We start from the raw sequence: 24,087 nt of genomic DNA on the forward strand, positions 1-24,087 counted from the left end.
TAGAGGAAGCATATAATGATCCTCACATCAATATAGGTAAGGAGATAGGCATGCCGGATTCGCTGAAGATTAATCCAAGAGTCATAAAGCATCTGCGGAAAAAGGAAAAAGTGTCTCAAGTGGCTTTGGCTACAGCCATTGGGATCTCAGATAGAGGTGTTCAAAAAATTGAGGCTTCAGGCAATACAAGCTCTGAGACAGCTACGAAACTAGCCCAATACTTTGGGTTGTCTGTGAATGAATTAATGGAAGGAAACATTCACTGCAAAGCGGAGTATTGGGCTAAAGACCCTGTTACTGGTGAGCATTTGATTTTCTCATATGCTCATAATTTGCTCGAAAAGCTTAAAAACTCTTGGGCTGATTACAGAAGGTACTTTTATTCAGAAGAGAAAGTGATTATCAACATTCAAATTAGCAAAGGTCACTACCGCCTTACTTCGTCCTGTGAGGATGCAGGGTTTGATTGGGAATTTGAATTTCGTCGTGTTTGGTTCAATCAAGACATGGGGTTGTGTTGGACTCCGGAAAGTGAGTTCGAAAGTGAGCTGATGGAGGAAGAGCTTTTTGGAATGGCTAGAGAAGAAGCTGATGATGTCTTCGTAAATGGAGCCCGGCGCTTTACAGATAAAGGAGTCTATCAAGTAACAGTTTATTCATGGGATGTTACTAATCAGCAAGTACGTGAGGAAGCTTTTCGTACTTTCAAAACACTTTCTGAAGTGCAGAACAAGTTAGCAGCTCTTTTGCAGAAATTTTCGCCAAAGGAACTGAACGATACTACTAGGTATGTAGATTTCTCGGCTGGAAAAAATCATGCAGGATTATGTGTTGAGGCCTGGCCCAAAGTAAGACCAAGACTACCTACTTTTGAAGGGGTAGTTGGGCCGATCAGGGTTCATGTGATCCGTCAAATTATTTCTGATGATTCTGATGTCCATTCAATATGGAGAAAGAGTTCGAAAAATCGATTTGTGAATGAGCTTACAGATGGGGTTAAGTCAGATAGAGGATCCGACATTGAAAATTCAAGAGTCGTAGAGTGGGGAAAAGAATTGAACACATAACTTAGGGAGGAGTTTATTATGTATTACTCAAGCAATAAGGATGTGAGTAAATTAGTTAAAAGTTTAGTTGGTAACGGATGGTCGTACTCTAGAAGGAAAAAACATGGGATGCTTCGGTCGCCATCAGGAGAAGTAATTACCCTTTCGCTTACTCCAAGTTCAGACGAAAGCTATCAGAACCTAAAAAAAGTAGTTAAGCGTTTTTTGAATTAAAAATATAGGCACACTTCGGTCACAGTGCCGTTGCATAAAGCGCTGTGGCCGCGAATCCTCCCGTTTTTGGTGTAATCGTCGAACAATTGAGGTTTGAAGATCGTTGTTCTGACGGCTTTTGAGGGTCTTCTATGCCCGGTTTCCGATCCTGTTGGTCGGGGGTTCGAGCCGAGCGAAGCGAGACAACGGAGCGTAGCGACGGCCCGAAGGGCAAGGCGAAGCCAGGTAATCCCGCTTATCACAGTGCCGGTATAGCTCAGTTGGTAGAGCAACTGACTTGTAATCAGTAGGTCCCGAGTTCGACTCTTGGTGCCGGCACCATTTCTCCTTACCTCCTCCCTAAAATAGCGCCACTTTATCCACTGATTGCTGAATAGGTCCATAGCACCGCAAACCCTGTTGCCAGCATGACCGGACCATAGATACGGTTAAGCTTCATCAATGCTATCGCAGAGATGCCATAACGTGATTGCAGACTGAGTTGAACACCGGAAAACGGTGACAGTCCGACCCCGATCGACCAGCTCAACAGCAGTGTGATGCCCAGCAGGTTGGGGTCACTGACGGCGGGCATCAGTATGCTGCCAGCTAATACCGCAGAGGTGACCGGGTGCATGCCGATCAGTGCTAAACCGACCAGCGCGATCAGTGTCAGGGAGGCTTCCGGAGCGCTAAAATGCTCGGGCGCCAGTCTGATCTGCAGTGACTCCAGCAGTGCTGCGACACCCGATGCAAGTACCGCTGCAGCAAGAAACAGAGTCACTTCACTGCCCATCTTTGGCAGACCTTCCTGGATATGGGTTGTCAGCAGTCTGGCACAGTCTTTAGGTTGTCGCAGCAGCAGGTAGATGAGGGTAAACAGTATTGAGATCAGGGTGACCAGTGTTATTACCGACAGTTGCGGCAGGTAGAGGTGCGCAATCAGCACCAGAATTGCCAGTAATAGCGGCATCCACAGGGCGGCAAAATGCATCGGGTATCCCTGAGTCTCTACTGCATCCGGGTGGCGGGCTATCTGCCAGGCACTGAACAGCAACGCCGTTAGTGCGGTGGGTAATCCATAGATGATCAGTGTACTCAGCTGCGCCCCGGGTGCGCTGATAAGCACCACCCCCATGGCAGCAAAGAAGGGGGACCAGCAGGCGCAGATACTGAATGCGCGTAACAGGGTTAGCCCCTGCAAAGGGCTCAGCGGGCGCCGGGCAGTCAGCCGGTCGCCGACAATCATGACCGATGAGATGTTGATCACCGCGGCGATCAGGTGGGTGCCGAACAGGGTACGAAGCAACGGTTTGCGTCCGGCGGGCAGGCGATCATCATTTTCAATTCCCCGGATTGCGACAATCCGCAGAAAGCTGACGCCGATCAGCATGGCGATGACCAGTTGGTTAGCGGCCAGTGCTTTCAGCAGATAGCGGTGGTCGACCCCCTGATAAACACCGATAGCAAGGCCTGTGGCACCGGCAATCAACAGTACTGCGCTCTGGATCAGCTGGTTAGGCCGTTGGCGGCGAATCAGCAGCGCCGCTGCCAGCCATACCGGCGCGCCGGCAACATAGTCAGGCACGGCGTGGGTCAGTGCTGTGATCAGTGAAAGCAGCAGCATCAGCAGCAGTGTCCAGCCTGTCACCCTGGTTGATAGTGGCAGAGTGGAGATGGTTTTTTGATCCATAATAAATCCGTACAGTGGGGCGCAGAAAAGGGCTGGGGCCGGGTTAATCCGTGATCATACCGCGAACACCTGAGACTGTCCGCAGCGTCACCGAATATTCTTCAAACATTATTGAGACAACTCTTCAGACGAGAATTGCGCGGATACATTGTCTGCGGAAGGTTATCGTAGCCTGTAAAACAGGGAAACCTGAAAAGCTGTTATTACGGCATCAAAGGTATACCCTTATCGATCAATCTGCTGTCGCTGGCCTGTTTATTGCTCTACCTTGTATATAGCCCGAACTGTGCAATTTGTGCGCTGTTTGAGTGCAGGGGCTCAGCGTGCAGGAGCGTTGACTGCATCGGCTTTGATATCGCTGCATTGTTGTGGTGCAAAGATCAGCGGTGCACCGGGAGAGTGAAAGGACGGCTGTCTGAGGTATAGACCCTGTCTGTTAATCCTGAAAGAGTGCACTATGATGAAAACGATCATAGTTTGTCATATTGAACAGCGATGATGGGGCGCAGAGATTATTTTTCTGACGAACAGCGATTCGGGTCATCCTGACCGGAATCCGTTGAGCCTGTTTGAGCTTTTATGCTTTATCCAGAATGGTTTTTTATCGATTTACGGGGTACCGAATGGCCATACGAACCGCAATCCATCATATTACTGAATATCGCTTCGACAAAGCGGTAAAAATGTCCCCGCACACGATCAGACTGCGGCCAGCGGCCCATAGCCGGACTCCGATTAAGGCCTATTCCCTGAAAATAAGTCCGGAAAACCACTTTATTAACTGGCAGCAGGACCCTTTTGGTAACTTCCTGGCCCGTTTGGTGTTTCCGGAGAAGAGTGATCACCTGCGGGTAGAGGTGGAGGTGATCGCCGATATGACGGTGATTAACCCGTTTGATTTCTTTCTTGAAGAGTATGCCGAGAAGATTCCGTTTACCTATGAGAAAGAGCTGCTGTCAGAACTCAAACCCTATCTGGAGATTGTAGATAACGGCCCGTTAATTCAGGAGTGGGTCCGCTCCGTGCCCCGGGAACCGATGCCCACCAACGACTTTCTGGTTTATCTGAATCAGCGTCTGGAAAGTGAAATTGATTACAATATCCGCATGGAGCCGGGGGTTCAGACCAGTGAAGAGACACTGGAGCTGAAGCGGGGTTCATGCCGGGATACTGCCTGGTTGCTGGTGCAGATACTGCGGCATCTGGGTTTGGCTGCCCGCTTTGCATCGGGTTATCTGGTACAGCTGGTGGCGGACGTAAAAGCGCTGGATGGTCCATCGGGAACCGATAAAGACTTCACTGATCTGCACGCCTGGTGCGAGGTGTACATTCCTGGGGCCGGCTGGATTGGCCTGGATCCGACATCGGGTCTGTTTGCCGGGGAAGGTCATATTCCTCTGGCCTGTACTCCTTCCCCCCGTTCAGCGGCACCGATTGCCGGTGGGATCGATCCCTGCGAAGTGGAGTTTTCATTCAGCAATGAGGTTACCCGTATCCATGAAGACCCGCGGGTGACCAAACCCTATACGGAGCAACAGTGGCAGTGTATTGAAGCCCTGGGGGGCGCTGTTGATCAGCAACTGACGGATCTGGATGTTCGTCTGACCATGGGGGGAGAGCCTACCTTTGTGTCGATCGATGATATGGATGGCGCTCAGTGGAATACCGAAGCCCTGGGAGAGGATAAACTACGGCTGGCCAAAGACCTGTTACTGCGCTTGCGGGAAAAATTTGCCCCCGGTGGTTTGCTGCACTACGGCCAGGGTAAATGGTATCCCGGTGAGGAGGTGCCCCGCTGGGCGCTGGGTTGTTTCTGGCGCACCGATGGCCAGCCTTTGTGGCGCGACGCTAAGCTGCTGGCACGGGTGGATAAAGATTATGGTGTGACCCGCAAGACCGCCAGGAAGTTTGCCCAGCTGCTGGCTGAAAAGGCGGGGCTGCCCGCCAAACGGGTGATTCCTGCCTATGAAGATTCGCTCTATTATCTGTGGAAAGAGCAAACGCTGCCGGACAATGTTGATCCGCTTAAAGCGGATCTGAAGGATGACCTGGAGCGTAAGAAACTGGCACAACTGCTGTCGCAGGACCTGGGGAAACCGGTAGGCTACTGCCTGCCACTGGGCTGGAACTACACCACTCAGCACTGGCGTTCAAGCCCCTGGCCACTGCGCCGTGATACCCTGACGCTGATTCCGGGTGATTCGCCTATCGGGCTGCGCCTGCCGCTGAACTCACTGCCGCTGATGACCGATGAGGAACTGCACCGGGAGCATCCCCGGGACCCTTTCTCCGCCGTCCAGACCCTCCCCGATGCCGGACTGAGTTCTGCTCAGGCCTGCGCCGCGCCGTCTGAATCGATCGGCAGCGTGACCACTCCGGTTGAGGTGGTACGTACCACTCTGTGTGTTGAACCGCGCAACGGTTGCCTCTATCTGTTTTTGCCGCCACTGGATCATCTTGAACATTATGTAGCCCTGGTGGAGCTGATCGAAGACACCGCGGCAGAACTTGAAGTGCCGGTGGTGATTGAGGGCTATGAAGCGCCTAAAGATGAGCGTATTCGCTGCTTTAAGGTGACCCCTGATCCCGGCGTCATTGAAGTGAATATTCATCCGTCTGATAACTGGCGTGAGCTGTCTGACAATACCCAGATCCTCTATGAAGAGGCCCGCTTGTCGCGGCTTGGCGCTGAGAAGTTTATGCTGGATGGTCGTCATACCGGCACCGGCGGGGGGAACCATATCACGCTGGGGGCGGCCACTCCGGCTGATAGCCCATTTCTGCGTCGGCCAGACCTGCTGCGTAGCTTTGTGACCTACTGGCAGCACCATCCTGGGTTGTCCTATCTGTTCTCCGGTATGTTTATCGGTCCTACCAGTCAGGCGCCCCGGGTTGATGAAGGACGGGAGGAGATGCTCTATGAGCTGGAGACCGCCTTTGATCTGATGCCCGACGGGATTGTTGATCAGCCCTGGTTGATAGACCGGCTGATGCGCAACCTGTTGGTGGATATAACCGGTAATACCCATCGTTCAGAGTTCTGCATCGATAAGCTCTACTCGCCGGGGCTATCTTCGGGGCGTCAGGGACTGCTGGAGTTTCGTGGTTTTGAGATGCCACCGCATCCGCAGATGGCGCTGGTGCAGGCGTTGCTGATCCGCTGTCTGATGGCGCGTTTCTGGCAAGATCCCTATAAAAAACCGCTGGTGCGCTGGGGAACCGAGCTGCATGACCGCTTTATGATGCCTCACTATGTCTGGGCTGATATTCGTGAAGTGGTTAAGGATCTGCAGCAGCATGGTATTCCATTCCAGCAGGAATGGCTGGCGCCTTTTGAAGAGTTCCGTTTTCCCCACTACGGCAGCGTCGATATTGATGATGTACGGATCGAACTGCGCTGGGCGATCGAGCCCTGGCATGTGCTGGGTGAAGAGGTGGGTAGTTTCGGCACTGCGCGCTTTGTTGACTCCTCCGTTGAGCGCTTGCAGGTCAGGGTGGAAGGGCTGACGCCGGATCGTTATGTGCTGGCGTGTAATGGCCGCCGCATACCGCTTCGGTCTACCGGGCGTCATGGTGAGTTTGTTGCTGCTGTGCGCTACAAAGCCTGGGCTCCGCAGTCGGCACTGCATCCGACCATCGGGGTTCATTCGCCACTGATTTTTGATCTGATCGATACCTGGAACGGACAAACCATTGGTGGCTGCAGCTACCATGTGGTGCATCCGGGTGGTCGCAGTTATGAAACCTTCCCGGTCAATGCGTTTGAGGCTGAGTCCCGGCGTATCAACCGCTTTGGTGATACGGAACATACGCCAACCCCGCCGGCGACCACTCATATGCCGGAGTTCGCCGGTATCCGGGAGTTTTTCGCCAATAATGCGCCACCGCGGCCGATGGCTCCGCCAGCGGAGATGCCTGCAAATGAGTACCCGCATACCCTGGATCTGCGCAGACAGATGGAAACGTAGTCAAGTCATGGCATACTATGCAGCCTGATATAATTTTGGTGCCGAAACCTGATGGAAACACGAGCCGCAGAAAGCCCTGATGGGTTGCAGTATTCAGCCGAAGGCTCTGGATATGACGAGGTCTATGGCGATCAGTCGCAGATCCAGGGGCATTGGCAATATCTGCTCGATGGCCTTAAAACCCTGGGGGTTCAGGGGATTCGTGAGCGCCAGCTAAAAGCTGAACGTATTCTGCGGGACGATGGCGCGACCTATAACAGTGGCTCGTTGTCAGCGACCACCTGGCAACTTGATCCGGTGCCTGCACTGATCTCCAGTGAAGAGTGGGCCGCTATTGAGGCCGGCCTGCAGGAACGGGCTGAGCTGCTGGACCTGGTACTTAAAGATGTCTATGGCAAACGTGACCTGATTCGTCTGGGTATTTTGCCGCCTGAGTTGCTCTACAGTCATGGAGGCTTTCTGCGCGCCTGTGACGGGCTGGCTCTGCCTGGTGAGCATCAGTTGGTGATGCACGCCTCTGATATGGTACGGGACCATACCGGCGCGATTCAGGTGATCGGTGACCGCACACAGGCGCCCAGTGGCGCTGGTTATGCACTGGAAAACCGCACCGTAATGTCCCGGGTGCTGCCATCGCTGTTTCGTGACAGCCATGTGCATCGGTTATCACTCTTCTTTCAATCGTTACGTCTCAAACTGAACAGCCTTGCCAGCTCGATCACCAATGAGCAACCGCGGATTGTCATTCTGACCCCGGGCTCCTATAACGAAACCTATTTCGAGCATACCTATCTGGCCAACTATCTTGGTTTCCCTCTGGTGCAGGGGAGTGACCTGCGGGTGAGTAAAGGGTATCTGTGGATGAAGTCGCTGGGCGGGCTGGAACGGGTTGATGTGGTGTTGCGGCGGGTCGATGATTTTTATTGTGATCCGGTAGAACTCAAAAGTGATTCCCGCCTGGGAGTGCCCGGGTTGCTTGAGGTGGTGCGGGCCGGGCGGGTGATCGTCGCCAACCCGATGGGCTCAGGGTTTCTGGAAAACCCGGCGTTGTTGCGTTATATGCCACAGATCGCCAGTCACTTTCTCGGGCGGGAACCACAGCTCGCCTCGGTTAAAACCTACTGGTGTGGAGACCCTCAGGACCTGACCTATGTGATTGAAAATATCCGTCGGCTGGTGATTAAATCCTGCTTTCGCAAACCCTCCGAACAGAGCGTTTTTGGTGCTTCGTTAGATGACAACCAGTGTCAGGAGCTGATCGGGAAGATCCGCCTGGACCCGTTGAAGTTTGTTGCTCAGGAATATATTCGTCCCTCCACGACTCCGTCCTGGAAAGATAGCCAGCTGCTGCCCCGGCCTTCGATTCTGCGGGGTTACTCGGTTGCAACCAGCTCCTCTTACAATGTGATGCCGGGGGGGCTGACCCGGGTAGGCGATCAGGCCGATAGCCTTAACCTGAGTAATCTCAGGGGGGCGATCAGCAAGGATACCTGGATCCTTGCATCGGAACCTGAAAAACAGGTCTCCCTGATGGAGCAACGACCACAGCCTGCTCCGGCTAAAAGCCAGATGCAGCCGCGCACCTCTTTCCCCTGCCGGGTGGTCGAGAACCTATACTGGATGGGACGTTACGCGGTGCGGGCCGAATCGGCACTGAGATTGCTCAGAACCGTATTCGTGCAGCTGAACAGCACCTATCATATGCCGGCTGAAACCCGCCAGGTGTTGTTGCAGACGGTTACCCAACTGACCACCACCTACCCCGGTTTTGTCTTGTCGGCTGAGTCGGCGTCCCTGCAACCTGAAGCGGAGTTGCTGTCGGTGGTGCTGGATGGCAAACGCACCGGTAGTGTTACTGCCAATCTGAACTCGCTGCTGGAGTGTTCTGATCAGGTGAGGGAGATGTTGTCGGCGGATACCCAGAGGGTGATTAATGACCTTCGGGATGAGCTGAGTGGACTGGCCGATTCGCTTAAACAGGGGCTGACAGCGGCCCCGGAAGAAGCGCTGGATCCTCTGGTTACAACCCTGCTGGCACTCTCCGGTTTGTGGCAGGAGAGCATGGTACGGGGACTGGGCTGGCGCTTTATCGATATGGGGCTGCGGGTTGAGAAAGCACTTCAGGGATTGTCTCTGATCCGTTCCTCGCTGGTGGCTGTATTGCCAGAGTATCAGCAGCTGCAGGTGCTGGAATCGATTCTGCTCAGCTCCGAAGTGCTGATCACCTTCCGCCGGCGAGACCATTCCGGCAGCGATATGGCCCAGGGGCTTGAGTTGCTGCTGCACGATAACAGCAATCCGCGTTCGGTGTTTTATCAGGTTGAACAGCTTCGCCGACACCTTGGGGAGCTTCCTTCAGCCGTGCATGGCTCGGGTCTGGCAGAGGAAGATCGCTATATGCTGGAAGCCTCCTCTGCTATTCAGCTGAGCAGTCTTGATGCGCTGGTGGCAGAAGACGAAAAAACCAAAACCCGTGCCGGGCTTGATCAGTTGTTGGCAAGGTTGCAGTATCTGCTGCAGGAAACTTCAAATCAGATCAGCACCAAATACTTTGATCAGATCAAGGTACACCAGCAACTTGTGCGCACCGCCTGGGATGAGGAATTATGATCTATCGCATTCGTCATATCACCCACTACGAATATGAGAAGCCGGTGACGTTGTGCTACAACCGGGCGTACCTGTTGCCACGTGATACTGAGTATCAGAGCTGTAGTGATAGCCGGATTCAGATCTTCCCGGCGTATACACTGGGGCAGCAGCGCAGTGATTATTTCGGCAATAAAGCGTACTTTTTTTCCCTGGAACAACCTCACCGGGAACTCAAAATTGATGTAACCACCGAGATTCGGGTGCATGAGAGTAAATATGCCCGGGAGTGTGAGCTTGATCTCGACTTTGGCAATACCTGTGGTCAGGCGTTGGTGGCGCTGCAGGAAAGCCGCGAGTTACCGGTGCTGGAAGCGCGGGAGTTTGTGCTGAATTCGCCGATGATCAAAACCGCTGCCTCGCTGCGTGAGTATGCCCGATCCTCCTTCGCCAGCAACCGTCCCCTGCTCTCGGCAGTGCGGGAGCTGACGCAGCGGATCTATACCGACTTTACTTACGACCCGGAATCCACCAGCATCGCCACGCCGCTGGATGAGGTGTTACGCAATAAACGTGGTGTCTGTCAGGATTTCGCGCATCTGGCGATTGGCTGTCTGCGCTCTCTTGGGTTTCCCGCCCGCTATGTCAGCGGTTATCTGGAAACACTGCCGCCGCCGGGACAGGAAAAACTGGTTGGCAGCGATGCCTCCCATGCCTGGTTTGCTGTTTTTTCACCCGGAGAGGGCTGGTTTGAGTTTGACCCTACGAATAACAATATGCCCGCTGAGCACCATATCACAACCGCCTGGGGGCGTGATTATGGCGATGTTTCGCCGTTGAAAGGTGTGTTTTTTGATGGTGGTAAAAGCCAGAAACTCACCGTCTCTGTTGATGTCAGCAGGGTGCAAAACTAAGTTGATCAGTTCACCCGCCAGTCATTGGAAGGTTAACACAATGCTGGCGAGCTTAATCTGCGAACTATTCGCCCATTCAACCGCAAGGATATCCTGATGTGGTTACAAACGAGCTGTGATCTTTTATTTGAAATCGCTATACCGACCCCTTTTGTGCTGATGTTACGCCCCCGCAGCGGTGCCCTGCAGTGGATTGCCCGGGAGGAATATAAGATTGTGCCGAGCCTGCCGGTGATGGAGTTTACCGATAACTATGGCAACCTGTGTCAGCGGCTGGTGGCACCGGCTGGCAACTTCTCCATATCTACCTCATCCCGGGTGATGACCGCGGATAGCCTCGATCGCGCGCCAGGAGCTGCTTTTGTTGAAGTGCAGAACTTGCCCGACGCGGTACTAAGCTATCTGCTGCCCAGCCGGTATTGTGAGGCAGACCGGTTTGGCCAGATGGCCAGCCAGATTACTGCTGGTTGTCTGCCGGGCTATGATCAGGTCGCAGCGATCGAAACCTGGTTGCGCAACACTTTTCGCTATGAGCCGGGCGTCAGCGATCTGCTGTTATCCGCTCAGGAGGTCAACCATCAGCCGTCTGCGGTCTGCCGTGATCTGGCGCATCTCGGTATCGCGCTGTGCCGTAGTCTCTGTATTCCGGCGAGAATGGTGGTGGGATATCTGCATGACCTCTATCCGATGGATCTGCACGCCTGGTTTGAAGCCTATGTGGGGGGGCGCTGGTATACCTTCGATGCCACCCAGTACGCTCTTTCTGAGACCTCGCGCAAAGGGGGGTATGTGGCCCTGGGGTATGGCCGGGATGCCGCCGACGTGGCTATTTTCAACCAGTATGGCCCGGCGGTTTTCCCCATCGAGCAGCATGTCACCGTGCAGCTGTGTGACAGTGAGACCGACTGATCTCTGCCTCAGAGAAAAGCTGCCGGTGTTCGTTTATCGGGTGGATGAATAAAGTGGGTGTCGGAAGCCAAACAGGGCACCCAGCAGCGCAATAACAAAATAGACCGCCCAGAAGGCAAACAGCACATCGCTGAAAAAGTGCCCCCCCTGCACAATACGGGTCAGTCCGAGCACAACCCCCACCATACAACCGCCCCAAAAGGCTTTGCGGGATGCAAAGAGCCATCCCAGAATCATAAAGTAGAAACCCATGGCGGCATGGCCGCTGACGAACGAGCAGTTTCTACTGCAGGCGCCGGAGTATACGAATGCCGGGGTGAACTGCTTATCGCCGCCAAAATTTTCCACCTGCACCGGCCGTGCACGACCAATGGAGTTATCCTTCAGAACCGTGTTTACCAGCAGGCCGGGGCCTAAAATAAGGGCGGTTAAGAGAAAGGTGATACTCCATTTTTTATAGTTTTTCAGCGTCAGTTTAGTAAACCGGATCAACAAACCGGCGATGATCAGGCCCAGCAGAATCGGGATATGAATGAAGGCAAACAGTCGGTAGATAAACTGGATAATCGGGTTGTTGTTATAGATGAACTGCTGCGTCTGCGGGTCGTAGAACAGTCCGGCGATAGACAGGTCGATCTGAGGGAACCCGATGAAAACCGCAACACAGATCAGAAACAGTACGACATCCCGGCAGTATTTGAGTTGAGTTAACGACATGAGGTAGGCCATCGGATTACTGTTTGTCCTTCTGAGTCATCCCTTTAAAGCCGCTGACCTTATACAGTCGGGCTGAGCGGGTGAAGTTGCTGTACAGTGGCAGGGACTGTTCAGTCAGCAGCGTCACCTCAGTAAAATAACGCTTCAGCTTGGCTTCTACATCATGTTCACTGATAAATAAAAACCGTTTCTCCTGACTTCTGGCCAGTGGGTACTGAAGCTCATAGTGATCCTCGATATAGTTATCGTCACTCAGCGCGACCCCTTTAAAATCCTGCGGCGTGATGTAATAGCCAAAGTAAGCCAGCAGTTTACGGGAGTCACTGGCCAGCTTGTAATCCGGATACTGGTCAAACCAGGGCTGAAACTGATGTACAAACTCCGGCCAGCCGAGAATCCGTTTGTAGGGATCGTTACCCCACTTACGCTCTATGCCCAGCACGTTTGTGATGCTGCCATAATGGTAGAAAGCCATCGACAACAGCAGGTTAGAGAGCAGGCCGATCAGCAATATACGATAGCCTTTTAGCTGACTCAGATAATAACCCGCCAGCAGGGAGGCACCAACATAGGCGGGGCCTGCCCAGTTGATGTTGGCACGGGCCATAAACGCCTGGACTGAGAGCACGGCAAAGGTTGGCCAGAACAGACTCCAGAGCAGTTTTTCAATATCACTGCGGGGCTGGCGCCTGAGGCCCCGGATCACAATGTAGATCAGCAACACCGGGCCAAAGACAAACAGCTGGCCACTCCAGAATTCGATCAGACGGCTAAAGCTGATGGAGCTGCTGCTCTGGTGGGAGATCTGTGCCGTATGCTGGAAGCTGATAAAGTCGTGCTGGTAGTTCCAATAGAGATTGGGTAGCAGAAAGCTGAGCGCCAGCAAACAGGTCAGCCAGAACCTGGGATTAAGCAGCAGTTGTCTTCCTGCTGTGCTGAGGACGGCGTATAGCAGAAAGGTGGTGGGTAAAATAATAAACGTATATTTGGACAGCAGCCCCAGCCCGCCAGCAACCCCGGCGAGCAGCCACCAACCGGCGTTATTGCTCTCTTTTGCACGCAGAAAGGCGTAGAAGCAGAGACACCAGAAAAAGATCAGGGGGGCATCGGTGGTGATAAACAGGCTGTTAAAACCGACCAGCGGCATCAGCAGAAAGACCGAGCCGCTGAACAGCGCCGCTTTCGCTGCGATCACCTTATCGTCTGAAAAGCGTTCAGCGGTACGATAGATAATAATGGCGGCGGCGCTGTACAGCAGCGGTGATGCCAGTTTGACTGCCCATTCGGCGTTACCAAAAACCGCGGTGGTCAGCGCGATCAGCCAGCCCACGACGGGCGGTTTAGAGTAATATCCCCAGTCCAGCGTCTGAGCCCAGCCAAGATAATAGGCCTCATCGTAAAATAGGGTGATTGGGGTGCTGATAACAACCCATTCACGATAGAAGAATAGCAGGGCGAGCAGCGCCAGAAACCAGCGGAAAGGGTGTGCGGTAAATACTGTGGTTGTGTCGGAGGACGCAGCAGACATTCTATAGTTCCGGACTGGCAGGTTGTGTGTCCGGCGATTGGCCGGTGTTTCTTCAGGGGCGCTAAGTTTAACAGAGGCCCTCAGGCAAAGAAATGTCCGCTTGTCGTTCCTGCTGCTCTGGTCAGTTAGATCAGCCCCTTCGCCTGCAGCATCAGGCGAAGGCGTTCAGATATTTCGATCTCCAGGTGCTTGAGGCCTTCAGCATTGTCTGCATGGTGGAAGTCCCAGCGGATATGGTGTTGATCGGTTGGCAGCTCGGGCAGGGCATCGTGGCTTTTATCGCAGAGGGTGATGATGGTATCAAACGACTCCTGTGCTACGTCATCAAGGCTTTTGCTCTCTGGCTTTATCTCACCTCCCAGCAACTGGCTTACCCATCTGGAGACCTCCTCCGGTACCGGGAGAGGCTCTGGCCCGGCGCTTTTTGCAACCACCCTGCCATAAGCCATTTTATTGGCTAATGCTTCGGCAATCTGCGAGCGGGTCGAGTTGTGTCGGCATACAAACAGGATTCTATGAGGTGTGTTCATGGTGAGGCTTCCGCTGTTTTTACGATTACGATTGAATGATTCAGGCGGATTCGCAGTCCTGATTATCAGCATCATGATAGTTCAGGATACTCCACTTGTGGGGGACATTGGTTAAACGGATAAGGTTATGGCAGTTATTGCAGATATAGACCGTATCATTATGGATATGATTCCGCTCCACCAGATTCTCGTGAGCATTGGCTTGTTTTTGATTCACCAGCAAAAAGCAGTCGCTGCACAGTCTTTGTTGTTCCATCAACAGAGGCTCTCCATGTTTTCAAACAGTTGTTTGACAACTATAAGGGTATGGCGCAGAAATTGGTATCCCCGGAACGCTAAATATAGGTTCAGATGGCGTCAATCAGATGTGGCTGTTGCTGTGCAAACACCCTCTTTCAGGGCCACGTGCCGGATTGCACTCTGTTCGTTGGCGGGGGACCAGTCGACAATGATGGACGTGTTTGACAGTGAACTGCTAACGGAACGGGTGTTGGTTAACTCATAAAGAATCTGATTGTTCTGATCATTGCTTGCCAGCGCCTCTGCTGCACAGGTTATTTTTATCTGCTGGGCTGAGTTCTGCTCAGCAGAGAGTTTCAGTTTGAACAGTAACTGGCAGAATTCATAACCTGATGTATGCAGGTTTTTACGACAGGTCTTACTCACCGATTCAACCGTAACACTGGCCTTCAGCAGCTGGTTTGCTGTGTCCACCTTCAGGTTATGAGCCGTTGAGTCGCCCGGTGATGCCTGGATAGGCGATTCTTGGGCGGTTGCTCCTGTGGTGGGCGCAATCAGTTCATCTTCAGGCTGACTGTGATCCAGGGAATCGACGGCGGCGGTTTCCGGCGACGATGTGAATGCCGTGCGTAGTGGCTCAGCCGAAGGGGCCAGCGACTGTGCAGAGCGCTCTTCGGGAGGCGCCAGCAGCACCGGCGTCCGGGACAGCACCCTGACATAGTGAATGGAGATAAAACCCCGGCCGTCGTCCAGACGGATCCAGTCGCGCATATCAGTGGTAGTAACCGTCAGCCGGTCGCCTTCACTCAGCACCCCGACCACCGGGCTATGCGTGGATCTTGATTCTCTGATATTGAGGATGGTTGAGCGCACCATGACCTCGAGCCGTTCAGTTGCAGACAGGGTTTGCGGCAGGGACGAAATCATCAGGATCGTACAGATAATGAGGCGGCGCAGTACAGTCATAGAGTCTTCAGATCAGTAATTCGCATTGTTGGCTATCCATACTTCAGTCAGGTTCTCACGATAAAAACACGATAGCCGGAGAAACAGTGGAGTCAGAGTATTGCTCATTAACGGTAGGGTCAATATGCGACTACCTAAACTGGGTGATGAACAGCACTTTACGGAGCGTTGAGATGGTATATATTGACAATAGTTTTTTATATCCAGTCTCTTATGGCGGGAGATGATGAGTTATACTGGGTCTATATCTGATCAGGGGATAAATAGTGAGTATTGCGTTAGATGAAAATATGCTGACAGATGGCTCTGTTCTGTTGGCCAGGCAACCGGTATTTAACAAAAGTCAGGATGTGCAGGCTTACAGTCTGTTGTATCGCTCCGATAGCGGCATGCTGCCGGCGGAGTTTTCTGATGAGCAGGCGACGGCTTCGGTTATTCTGAATAACTATGCAGTGGCCTCAAGTGATGGTAAAACCAAGCACCTGCCGCTATTTGTAAAACTGACTCAGAGCATGCTGCTGTCAGATATGTTGCCAGACCTTCCCCGTGAAGGTGTTATTTTCGAGCTGCTGCGCGAAGATGGTATTTCGAAAGAGCTGCTGTCGGTGCTGCGGGAGCGTAAATCCCAGGGGTACCGGTTTGCCTTAACTCACTATACCGGAGATAAGGGGCAGACTCCGCTGCTGGATCTGATGTACGTGGTTAAAATTGATATTCAGCGCCATGATGATGCTGAGCTTAAACAGCTGGTTAACTTCTGTAAGCCCTACCGGGTCCATCTGCTGGCGGATAAAGTTGAGAGCCAGGATGATTTTCGCAGGGCACTCGATTTCGGTTTTAATCTGTTTCAGGGCTATTTTCTCTGTCGTCCGGTATCGATCAAAGGCAAGAGCTTTGGCAGCGCTAAAGCCCTGATTCTGGAGCTGCTGGCAGAACTGAACAACCCGGCGGCAACCGCCGAATCAGTTGAACAGATTGTGATCAATGACCCGGCTATGACCTATAAGATTCTGCGCCTGGTCAATTCCGCTGCCTTCAGCACGCCAAAACAGATTGAGTCGATCTCCCATGCAATCTCACTGATCGGTATGGATCAGGTCAAGAAATGGGCCACACTGTTTCTTCTCAGTGGCCAGTCGGGTAAGCCGGTTGAGCTGACACGGGTGATGCTGATTCGTGGACGGATGTGTGAGCTGTTGGCTGAGATGCTCAGTTATCCACAGCCGATCAATTTTTTTATGGTAGGCCTGCTGTCGCAGCTTGATGCGATGATGGATACCGAGATGCAGGTGCTGCTGGATCAGATCCCCCTCGATGACTCGATCAAAAATGCCATTCTCACCCGGGTGAATCAGATGGGTGAGATTCTAACCGAGGTGCAGCACTATGAGCGCGGCGAATGGGGTGATATGCGCAACCTGTTAGAGCGTCCATATTACGAGGTGGCATATCGTCATAGTTTAAACTGGGCTGATCAGGTACTGGCTTCACTCCAGGAGTGATCGTGGCCTGGTTACCGGATCTGGTAGGCGCTGATATGGCGCTGTTACTGATCATCACCAGTACCCTGACCTCGATGCTGACGGCGGCCATGGGCATTGGTGGCGGCGTGTTACTGCTGGCAGTGATGGCAACGGTGGTACCGCCTGCGGCACTGATTCCTGTGCATGGTCTGGTACAGCTGGGTTCAAATGGTAACCGGGCGCTATTAACCCGCGACCATATCGACTGGTCTCTGTTGTGGTTGTTTTTTGCCGGTGCTGCGGTCGGAGCGGTGATTGGTTATTTTGTCGTGGTGCAGCTGCCGGTCGAGGTTATCCAACTCAGCGTCGCCGGGTTTATTCTGTTTCTGGTCTGGGGACCGAAACTGGGTAAACAGGAGATGCCGCCTGCCGGTCTGGTGCTGGCGGGGGTAGGAACCACTCTGATGACCATGTTTGTGGGCGCCACCGGCCCGCTGGTGGCCGCTTTTGTTCACCGGCTGGGCTATGAAAAATACCGTACAGTCGCAACCTTTGCCGCCTGCATGACGGCGCAACACCTGTTGAAAATGGTGGTATTTGGTCTGCTGGGCTTTGCCTTTAGCGATTGGTTACCGCTGATTTTAGCGATGGTTGCTGGCGGCTTTGCCGGCACCTGGATCGGACTGCATATATTAAAACGACTACCTGCCGAACGGTTTCAGCTGATTTTCAGACTGCTGGTGACCGTACTGGCTTTGCGTCTTGTAACGCAGGTGTTTAGCAGCTGATGAATAGGCAGGTATAAAAAAGCAGCCGCATGGGCTGCTTTTTTGTGGATGAAGATCCGCCCGGGCGGATTAATCTTCCAGTTTGGACAGGTCCCGTACTGCACCCTTGTCTGCAGAGGTTGCCAGCAGTGCATACGCCTTCAGTGCAGCAGATACCTTACGGGGCCGCTGTTCAGCAGGTTTCCAGCCCAGTGCATCCTGCTCGGCCCGACGCTGAGCCAGCTCTTCATCGGACAGCAACACGTCGATCGTCCGGTTAGGTATATCGATGCGGATACGGTCACCGTTGCGCACCAGACCGATGGCACCGCCTGCTGCGGCTTCCGGAGACACGTGACCGATCGACAGGCCCGATGTGCCGCCGGAGAAGCGGCCGTCGGTTAGCAGCGCGCACTCTTTGCCCAGCCCTTTCGACTTAATATAGGAGGTTGGGTAGAGCATCTCCTGCATGCCCGGGCCACCTTTAGGGCCTTCGTAACGTACGATAACCACATCGCCCGCTTTAACCTTGTCATCAAGGATATTGGCGACCGCCTCATCCTGAGATTCCGTGATGTGGGCCGGACCTTCAAACACCAGGATAGAGTCATCGACACCGGCGGTTTTCACCACACAACCATCCAGCGCGATATTCCCCCGCAGAACTGCGAGGCCGCCTTCCAGAGAGAAGGCGTGTTCCAGCGAACGGATACAGCCGTTGGCACGATCACCGTCCAGGGTGGGCCAGCGGGTGGCCTGACTGAAGGCGGTCTGGGTGGGAATGCCGGCAGGGCCCGCTTTGTAAAACTCCATCACTTCTGCCGATGGATTACGCATGATGTCCCACTTATCCAGCGCGTCTTTCATCGTGGGAGCGTGTACGGTTGGGGCATCGGTATGCAGTTTTCCGGCGCGGTCCAGTTCACCCAGAATCGCCATGATGCCACCGGCACGGTGAACATCTTCGATATGGTATTTAGGCGTGTTAGGAGCCACTTTACACAGCTGAGGCACGTTGCGTGACAGACGATCAATATCGGTCATGGTGAAATCGATCTCAGCTTCCTGAGCGATCGCCAGCAGGTGCAGAATGGTATTGGTTGACCCGCCCATGGCGATATCCAGTGTCATTGCGTTCTCGAAGGCTTTAAAGCCAACGGATCGCGGAAGCAGTGAAGCATCGTCCTGCTCATAATAACGCTTTGCCATCGAGACAATGCTGCGACCGGCTTCCAGAAACAGCTCTTTGCGATCTGCGTGGGTAGCAACAACGGTACCATTGCCGGGCAGTGCCAGTCCCAGTGCTTCCGCTAGACAGTTCATTGAGTTAGCGGTGAACATCCCGGAACATGAGCCACAGGTTGGGCAGGCAGAACGCTCAACGGCATCAACCATCTCATCTGAGGCGGACGGATCAACCGCCATCACCATCGCATCAACCAGATCCAGTTTGTGCTCTGAAAGCTTGGTTTTACCCGCTTCCATCGGACCGCCGGAAACAAAAATAACCGGAATGTTGAGGCGCATCGCCGCCATCAGCATCCCCGGAGTGATCTTGTCACAGTTGGAGATACACACCAGTGCGTCGGCGCAGTGAGCATTCACCATATACTCAACGGAATCCGCGATAATATCCCGTGATGGCAGTGAATAGAGCATGCCATCGTGACCCATAGCGATACCGTCATCGATAGCGATGGTATTGAACTCTTTGGCTACGCCGCCAGCCTTTTCAATTTCACGGGCGACCAGTTGGCCCATATCCTTCAGGTGGACATGGCCTGGAACAAACTGAGTGAAGGAGTTGGCGATAGCGATGATCGGCTTCTGGAAATCGTCATCCTTCATCCCCGTGGCGCGCCAAAGTGCGCGGGCACCGGCCATATTTCGACCTGCGGTTGAGGTCTTGGAGCGATATTGTGGCATGCACAGATCCTCTGCGGCTGTAGTGGATTTTTGTATAAGACCGCGGATTATAGCAAAACTCTCCGCGGGAATATCTAACAATCCATTTTATCAGGGCAAGTTGGGGTATGAATTGCGGATTACCCGCATCTGGACGGCCATAACGGGCTATTGTTTAGCGCAGTAAAAACGTATTCTTAGAGGGAGTCTGATTCCGGGAGGCGTTAATGGTTATAGATAAAAAACAGATCCGTTCTGATCGCTGGCTGAAAATGATGATGCGTACCGGTGTACCGGTGGCTATTGTGAGTATTCTCTGTCTCTGGCTGGGGCAGTTAATGGCATCCCCGGCGCTGGGAAGTGTTTTTCTGGTGACCATGCCGATCGCGCTGCTGATCGGGTTTATTTACAACATTCGATACGTGATGCTGGCGTTGCGCGCCCGGCGTCAGGCGGCAGACAGCAGCTCCAATCATGAATGACCTGACCCTGCTGACCGATCAGTTTCCACTGCTGCAACAGCTGGATGAGGTCGGACTGGCAATCCTCAGCCGGGCGCAGCGAGTCCAGCTGCCGGCAGATCAGGTGGTGTTTCATCAGGGCAGTGCCTGCACTCACTTTATTATTGTCGTTTCCGGTGTGGTGAAGGTGCTGGGAAGAAACGCCAATGGCCGGGAGCTGATACTGTACCGGATCGAAAATCAGGGGTCCTGTGTACTGACTACCTCCTGCTTGCTGGGGGCTGAGGATTATCCTGCGGAGGGGATTACCGAGACCGAGGTGACTGCATTTCTGATCCCTCTTTCTGAGTTTCAGCGGGCGATTGCCGAATCGGAAGGGTTGCGGCGATTTATATTTGATTCCTACGGTGAGCGACTGGCAAAGCTGATTGGTCTGGTGCAGGAGATCGCTTTTGAACGTATCGAAAAGCGACTGGCCCGCTATCTGATTGAACATGTTGGTCCTGGCTTTGTGTTGTTACGCTCCCATCAGGAGATCGCCGACGAGCTGGGCACCGCCCGAGAAGTGGTTAGCCGGCAGTTGAAACAGTTTGAGCAGAAAGAGTGGGTGGCCCTGAGCCGTAATCAGGTGCTGTTTCTGAATAAGAGCGCGGTTAAACGCGCGGCAAAAGAGAGCTAAGTAAAAAAACAGAGTGACTAGTGCCTTCAGTGTGACTTTGTCACAGACAGGGTTCTCTATTAAATTGATAATACCCCCAAAGCTGAATAAACCTGAGGATGGAAAAATGGAAAAGAATATCGGATCTGTTGATAAAGCGGTACGTATTCTGGTCGGTCTGGTGCTGATTGCTCTTGTGTTTGTGGGGCCTCAAACCGTTTGGGGATGGATCGGTGTACCAGTGATTGCGATCGCTCTGTTTGGCTGGTGCCCGCTATACCGGGTGCTGGGTGTCAGTACCTGTAAAAAGTGCTCAGCTGAGTAAGCAATCAGCAGCTCGACTATGATGTATTAAACCAACCGGCCACACTGGCCGGTTTTTTTATGCCTGAATGCAGCAGTGTAAAGATAGGTAAAGCGGAGCAGGACCGCGGACAGTTCAGGATCGGTTCAGTCCTGTGGCACGACAATAGGCTACATACTCCAAAGAACAGAGATGGGAGAGTAGTCATGAAAAAGATCATTGCAGGCAGTCTTATACTATTGGGACTTACGTCCGGAATGGCTCAGGCGGACCCCCGCTTTAAAGAGAAAAGGCATCATCAGGAATTCGCCCGGGTGACCCATGTTGAACCGATTGTGGTGCAGACCGAGCGTCGCATCCCCCGCCGTGAATGCTGGGAAGAAGATGTGCGTTACGAAACCCCGGCTCATCACCGTAAATCTTACACAGGGCCTATACTTGGCGGTATCATAGGCGGAGCGATCGGTAACGAGCTGGGCGCAGGCCAGGATAACAAGAAGGTGGGTGCCGTTGTCGGGGCCGTGCTGGGGGCATCCATCGGTAACGATATCAGCCGTAACAGTCACCATCGTGGTAACAACGTTGAATATCGTACTGAAACACGCTGTAACGTTCAGCACGATATTGAGTATTATGAGCGGGTAACCGGTTATAAGGTGACCTACCGTTATAATGGTCAAACCTATCAGACCCGTATGGATCATGATCCGGGTGATCGGATCCGGGTACGCGTCAGCGTTAGTCCTGTTTCCTGATTTAAGCTGTAAATGAATGGGTGATAATAATGTTCAGAACGTTCTCATATACACTCCTTGCCCTGCTGATGGTAACGACTGCGGCGACTGTTGCGGCGGCGGGGGTGGATGAGACCCGCGCTGAATTCAGAGTAGAATCCATGGTTTTTGCCGCAAACCGGGTGTCCCTGCAACAGGCAGCGGCCACTGCCAGGCAGAATCATGGGGGCAAAGTTGTAAAGGCGGAAACCCGGAATCGCGGTGGGCGAATCGTGCATTTTATCCGGCTGATCAATAATGGCCGGGTAAAAACCATTATGATCGATGCCGAGACCGGTCAGGAGCTATCGCCTTAAGGTGGTAACCGCCATCCACAGGAATGGAGTAACAGAATGAAACTGTTGGTAATAGAAGATGATATGGATCTGCGTCGTCAACTGGTGACGGCCCTGAATGATAGCGGCTATACCGTTGAAGAAGCGGAAGATGGTGAAGAGGGGCTCTACCTGGGCAGTGAGTTTCCGTATGATCTGGCGGTTGTCGATATCGGCCTGCCAAAACTGTCGGGGGTTGAGGTGATTCGTCGCTGGCGTAAGCAGGATATTAACTTCCCGGTTATTATTCTGACCGCCCGGGGGGACTGGCAGGATAAAGTCGAAGGGTTGGAAGCGGGTGCCGATGACTATCTGGTTAAACCATTTCATATTGAAGAGCTGATGGCCCGGCTGAACGCCCTGCTGCGAAGAGCGGCGGGTCATGCCAAACCGATGCTGGAGTTTGGGCCGCTGAAGCTGGACAGCAGTGGGCGTAATGTTTATCTCAATGACAGCTCAGTTAAGCTGACCAGCTATGAGTACAGAACACTGGAATATCTGATGCTGAATGCCGGTAAGGTGATCTCCAAGAGTGAACTGACTGAACATCTGTACCATCAGGATTTTGACCGTGACAGTAACGTGTTAGAGGTGTTTGTCCGACGGCTGCGTCAAAAGCTGGATCCGGACCAGTCACTCCAGCCCATTGCCACCGTGCGTGGACTGGGGTATCGCTTTGATCTGCCTGCCGGAGCGTCAAATAACGCATGATGCCCCGTGCTCTTCGTGCTCGCCTGCTACTCGCTTCACTTTTGTTGTTGCCGGTATTCTTCGGCCTGACAGGGTTTGCCCTGCAGCAGGCGTTTCACCACAGCCTGGAGGCGGCCGAGGAAGAGCGGCTGAAGCTACAGGTCTATCTTATTCTGGGGGCTGCAGAGCTTCAGGGTGATCGTATTATGATCCCTGATAGCCTGCAGGAGCCCCGCTACGCGCAGGTTGAGTCGGGTCTTTACGGTTTCCTCCATGACAGCAAAGATATGCTGGTATGGTATTCAGAGTCTGCCAAGCTGATCTCCGATGCACTGGTCGAACAGCTAAAGGTGGATGGACTCAATACCGGTGATTCACGCTTTTATCGGCTGCCGGAGCACGGTGTATTTGTCTATCAGTTTGCCCTGTTGTGGGAGATTGCCGGGCGTGAACATAACTATGTGTTCACGGTTCTGGAGTCCGATAGCCAGGTAAAAACTGAACAGAAAGCCTTTAATGCCCAGCTATGGGGCTGGCTGGGCGCGGCGATTTTTCTCTTTCTGCTGGTGGAAACGGCGCTGATCCGCTGGGGGCTGAAGCCACTGACCCGGCTGGCAGGAGACCTCAAGCGCATTGAGCTGGGGCAGAGCGATAGACTCACCGGCGAATATCCCACTGAGGTTCAGGCGGTTACCGATAACTTCAACCTGCTGATCAGTAATGAACGTCTGCAGCGGGAGCGCTATCGCAACACTCTGGGAGATCTGGCCCATAGCCTGAAAACCCCGCTGGCGGTGATCCGGGGAGCCCGGCAGGAGCGTCTTAGTTTTGATGAGTATCAGACCCTGGTAACGGACCAGGCGGGGCGGATGGATCAGATTGTACAGTATCAGCTGTCCCGTGCCGTTAAAAGTCAGGGGCGGACCCTGGCAAAGAAAACCCCGGTGGCACCGATTATTGAGCGGATGGTCACCGCTTTGAATAAGGTCTACCGGGATAAAAACATCGGGGTGGAACTGACTCTGGACGGTGAATATCAACTGCCTGCTGATGAGCGGGACCTGATGGAGTTGCTGGGTAATATCCTCGAAAATGCCTATAAATATGGCCACAGTCAGGTAGCGGTCTGTTTCAGTAATGGCGCAGGGATGTTGCAGATCGATATCGCGGACGATGGAGACGGCATCTCTCCCGGGTTGCGTCAGACGATTCTCAAACGTGGCGAGCGGGCCGACACTTCCGCTCCGGGACAGGGGATCGGTTTGTCGGTTGCCGTGGATATTCTCAGTAGTTACGACGGCGAGCTGGAGATTGGCGAGTCGACGCTGGGTGGGGCCCTGTTTACGATCAGGATGCCGCTCAATTAACTCCGTCGCGCGGGTGCCCGGTTAATCAGACCGGGCTCTTTCCCGCTAACG

Annotated in this window: 21 protein-coding genes, 1 tRNA gene and 1 other RNA gene; 16 read left to right on the forward strand and 7 right to left on the reverse strand. The window is 53.3% G+C overall.

The window, feature by feature from the left end:
• Positions 1–50: 50 nt before the first annotated feature.
• The 3 genes from OCU43_RS01190 to OCU43_RS01200 all read left to right on the forward strand — a co-directional run bounded on the left by OCU43_RS01190 (position 51) and on the right by OCU43_RS01200 (position 1,601).
• Positions 51–1,067 (forward strand): helix-turn-helix domain-containing protein, encoded by a 1,017-nt coding sequence (locus OCU43_RS01190; protein ID WP_091354745.1) that lies wholly within the window; start codon positions 51–53, stop codon positions 1,065–1,067.
• A 332-nt stretch (positions 1,068–1,399) separates the two neighbouring features.
• Positions 1,400–1,524: non-coding RNA, RtT sRNA (locus tag OCU43_RS01195), on the forward strand.
• A gap of 1 nt (position 1,525) precedes the next feature.
• Positions 1,526–1,601 (forward strand) — tRNA-Thr (locus OCU43_RS01200).
• A 34-nt stretch (positions 1,602–1,635) separates the two neighbouring features.
• Here OCU43_RS01200 and OCU43_RS01205 read toward each other — a convergent pair.
• Positions 1,636–2,952, reverse strand: a complete 1,317-nt coding sequence (locus OCU43_RS01205; RefSeq protein ID WP_091354748.1) for a hypothetical protein — start codon at positions 2,950–2,952, stop codon at positions 1,636–1,638.
• A 623-nt stretch (positions 2,953–3,575) separates the two neighbouring features.
• On the opposite strand from OCU43_RS01205, the gene OCU43_RS01210 reads away from it, so the two are divergent.
• The 4 genes from OCU43_RS01210 to OCU43_RS01225 all read left to right on the forward strand — a co-directional run bounded on the left by OCU43_RS01210 (position 3,576) and on the right by OCU43_RS01225 (position 11,332).
• Positions 3,576–6,920: a transglutaminase family protein gene (locus OCU43_RS01210; RefSeq protein WP_091354751.1), complete on the forward strand. Its 3,345-nt coding sequence runs from the start codon at positions 3,576–3,578 to the stop codon at positions 6,918–6,920.
• Positions 6,921–6,971: 51 nt separating this feature from the next.
• Positions 6,972–9,530, forward strand: coding sequence for a circularly permuted type 2 ATP-grasp protein (locus OCU43_RS01215; protein ID WP_091354753.1), 2,559 nt, complete (start codon positions 6,972–6,974; stop codon positions 9,528–9,530).
• Positions 9,527–10,423, forward strand: a complete 897-nt coding sequence (locus OCU43_RS01220; RefSeq protein WP_091354756.1) for a transglutaminase family protein — start codon at positions 9,527–9,529, stop codon at positions 10,421–10,423. Before OCU43_RS01215 ends, OCU43_RS01220 begins: the two co-directional genes overlap by 4 nt.
• Positions 10,424–10,519: 96 nt before the next feature.
• Positions 10,520–11,332: a transglutaminase-like domain-containing protein gene (locus OCU43_RS01225; protein ID WP_091354759.1), complete on the forward strand. Its 813-nt coding sequence runs from the start codon at positions 10,520–10,522 to the stop codon at positions 11,330–11,332.
• Between the two features lie 33 nt (positions 11,333–11,365).
• Here the strand turns inward: OCU43_RS01225 and OCU43_RS01230 are convergent, their stop codons facing one another.
• The 5 genes from OCU43_RS01230 to OCU43_RS01250 all read right to left on the reverse strand — a co-directional run bounded on the left by OCU43_RS01230 (position 11,366) and on the right by OCU43_RS01250 (position 15,313).
• The gene (locus OCU43_RS01230) at positions 11,366–12,049 is read right to left on the reverse strand and encodes a phosphatase PAP2 family protein (protein WP_245756502.1); all 684 of its coding nucleotides are present in this window, start codon (positions 12,047–12,049) and stop codon (positions 11,366–11,368) included.
• Between the two features lie 16 nt (positions 12,050–12,065).
• Positions 12,066–13,577, reverse strand: coding sequence for a glycosyltransferase family 39 protein (locus OCU43_RS01235; protein ID WP_091354766.1), 1,512 nt, complete (start codon positions 13,575–13,577; stop codon positions 12,066–12,068).
• 125 nt (positions 13,578–13,702) lie between these two features.
• Positions 13,703–14,107 (reverse strand): arsenate reductase/protein-tyrosine-phosphatase family protein, encoded by a 405-nt coding sequence (locus tag OCU43_RS01240; protein ID WP_175483442.1) that lies wholly within the window; start codon positions 14,105–14,107, stop codon positions 13,703–13,705.
• A gap of 40 nt (positions 14,108–14,147) precedes the next feature.
• Complete coding sequence (locus OCU43_RS01245) at positions 14,148–14,363, reverse strand: hypothetical protein (protein WP_091354772.1); 216 nt, start codon at positions 14,361–14,363, stop codon at positions 14,148–14,150.
• Positions 14,364–14,464: 101 nt separating this feature from the next.
• A complete protein-coding gene (locus OCU43_RS01250) occupies positions 14,465–15,313 on the reverse strand; it encodes an SH3 domain-containing protein (RefSeq protein WP_091354775.1) in 849 nt (282 codons plus the stop codon).
• A gap of 266 nt (positions 15,314–15,579) precedes the next feature.
• Here OCU43_RS01250 and OCU43_RS01255 point away from each other — a divergent pair, with 266 nt between their 5' ends.
• Positions 15,580–16,815 (forward strand): EAL and HDOD domain-containing protein, encoded by a 1,236-nt coding sequence (locus tag OCU43_RS01255; protein ID WP_091354777.1) that lies wholly within the window; start codon positions 15,580–15,582, stop codon positions 16,813–16,815.
• Between the two features lie 2 nt (positions 16,816–16,817).
• Positions 16,818–17,564, forward strand: coding sequence for a sulfite exporter TauE/SafE family protein (locus tag OCU43_RS01260; protein WP_245756503.1), 747 nt, complete (start codon positions 16,818–16,820; stop codon positions 17,562–17,564).
• 69 nt (positions 17,565–17,633) lie between these two features.
• Here the strand turns inward: OCU43_RS01260 and ilvD are convergent, their stop codons facing one another.
• Positions 17,634–19,469, reverse strand: a complete 1,836-nt coding sequence (ilvD, locus tag OCU43_RS01265; RefSeq protein ID WP_091354779.1) for a dihydroxy-acid dehydratase — start codon at positions 19,467–19,469, stop codon at positions 17,634–17,636.
• A gap of 206 nt (positions 19,470–19,675) precedes the next feature.
• Here ilvD and OCU43_RS01270 point away from each other — a divergent pair, with 206 nt between their 5' ends.
• The 7 genes from OCU43_RS01270 (at position 19,676) to OCU43_RS01300 (ending at position 24,036) form a co-directional block, all read left to right on the forward strand.
• The gene (locus tag OCU43_RS01270; RefSeq protein WP_091354781.1) at positions 19,676–19,930 is read left to right on the forward strand and encodes a hypothetical protein; all 255 of its coding nucleotides are present in this window, start codon (positions 19,676–19,678) and stop codon (positions 19,928–19,930) included.
• A complete protein-coding gene (locus OCU43_RS01275; RefSeq protein WP_091354784.1) occupies positions 19,923–20,588 on the forward strand; it encodes a Crp/Fnr family transcriptional regulator in 666 nt (221 codons plus the stop codon). The genes OCU43_RS01270 and OCU43_RS01275 overlap by 8 nt, the downstream gene beginning before the upstream one ends.
• A 106-nt stretch (positions 20,589–20,694) precedes the next feature.
• Positions 20,695–20,892 (forward strand): YgaP family membrane protein, encoded by a 198-nt coding sequence (locus OCU43_RS01280; RefSeq protein WP_091354786.1) that lies wholly within the window; start codon positions 20,695–20,697, stop codon positions 20,890–20,892.
• A gap of 185 nt (positions 20,893–21,077) precedes the next feature.
• Positions 21,078–21,626 (forward strand): glycine zipper 2TM domain-containing protein, encoded by a 549-nt coding sequence (locus OCU43_RS01285; protein ID WP_175483443.1) that lies wholly within the window; start codon positions 21,078–21,080, stop codon positions 21,624–21,626.
• A gap of 29 nt (positions 21,627–21,655) precedes the next feature.
• Positions 21,656–21,961 carry a PepSY domain-containing protein gene (locus OCU43_RS01290; protein ID WP_091354790.1) on the forward strand — a complete coding sequence of 102 codons (306 nt, stop codon included), beginning with the start codon at positions 21,656–21,658 and terminating at the stop codon, positions 21,959–21,961.
• A gap of 36 nt (positions 21,962–21,997) precedes the next feature.
• Positions 21,998–22,690 (forward strand): response regulator transcription factor, encoded by a 693-nt coding sequence (locus OCU43_RS01295; RefSeq protein WP_091354792.1) that lies wholly within the window; start codon positions 21,998–22,000, stop codon positions 22,688–22,690.
• Positions 22,687–24,036 (forward strand): ATP-binding protein, encoded by a 1,350-nt coding sequence (locus OCU43_RS01300; protein WP_091354795.1) that lies wholly within the window; start codon positions 22,687–22,689, stop codon positions 24,034–24,036. The genes OCU43_RS01295 and OCU43_RS01300 overlap by 4 nt, the downstream gene beginning before the upstream one ends.
• Positions 24,037–24,087 lie beyond the last annotated feature (51 nt).

This window comes from Amphritea atlantica, assembly GCF_024347255.1.
Classification (GTDB): Bacteria; Pseudomonadota; Gammaproteobacteria; order Pseudomonadales; family Balneatricaceae; genus Amphritea; species Amphritea atlantica.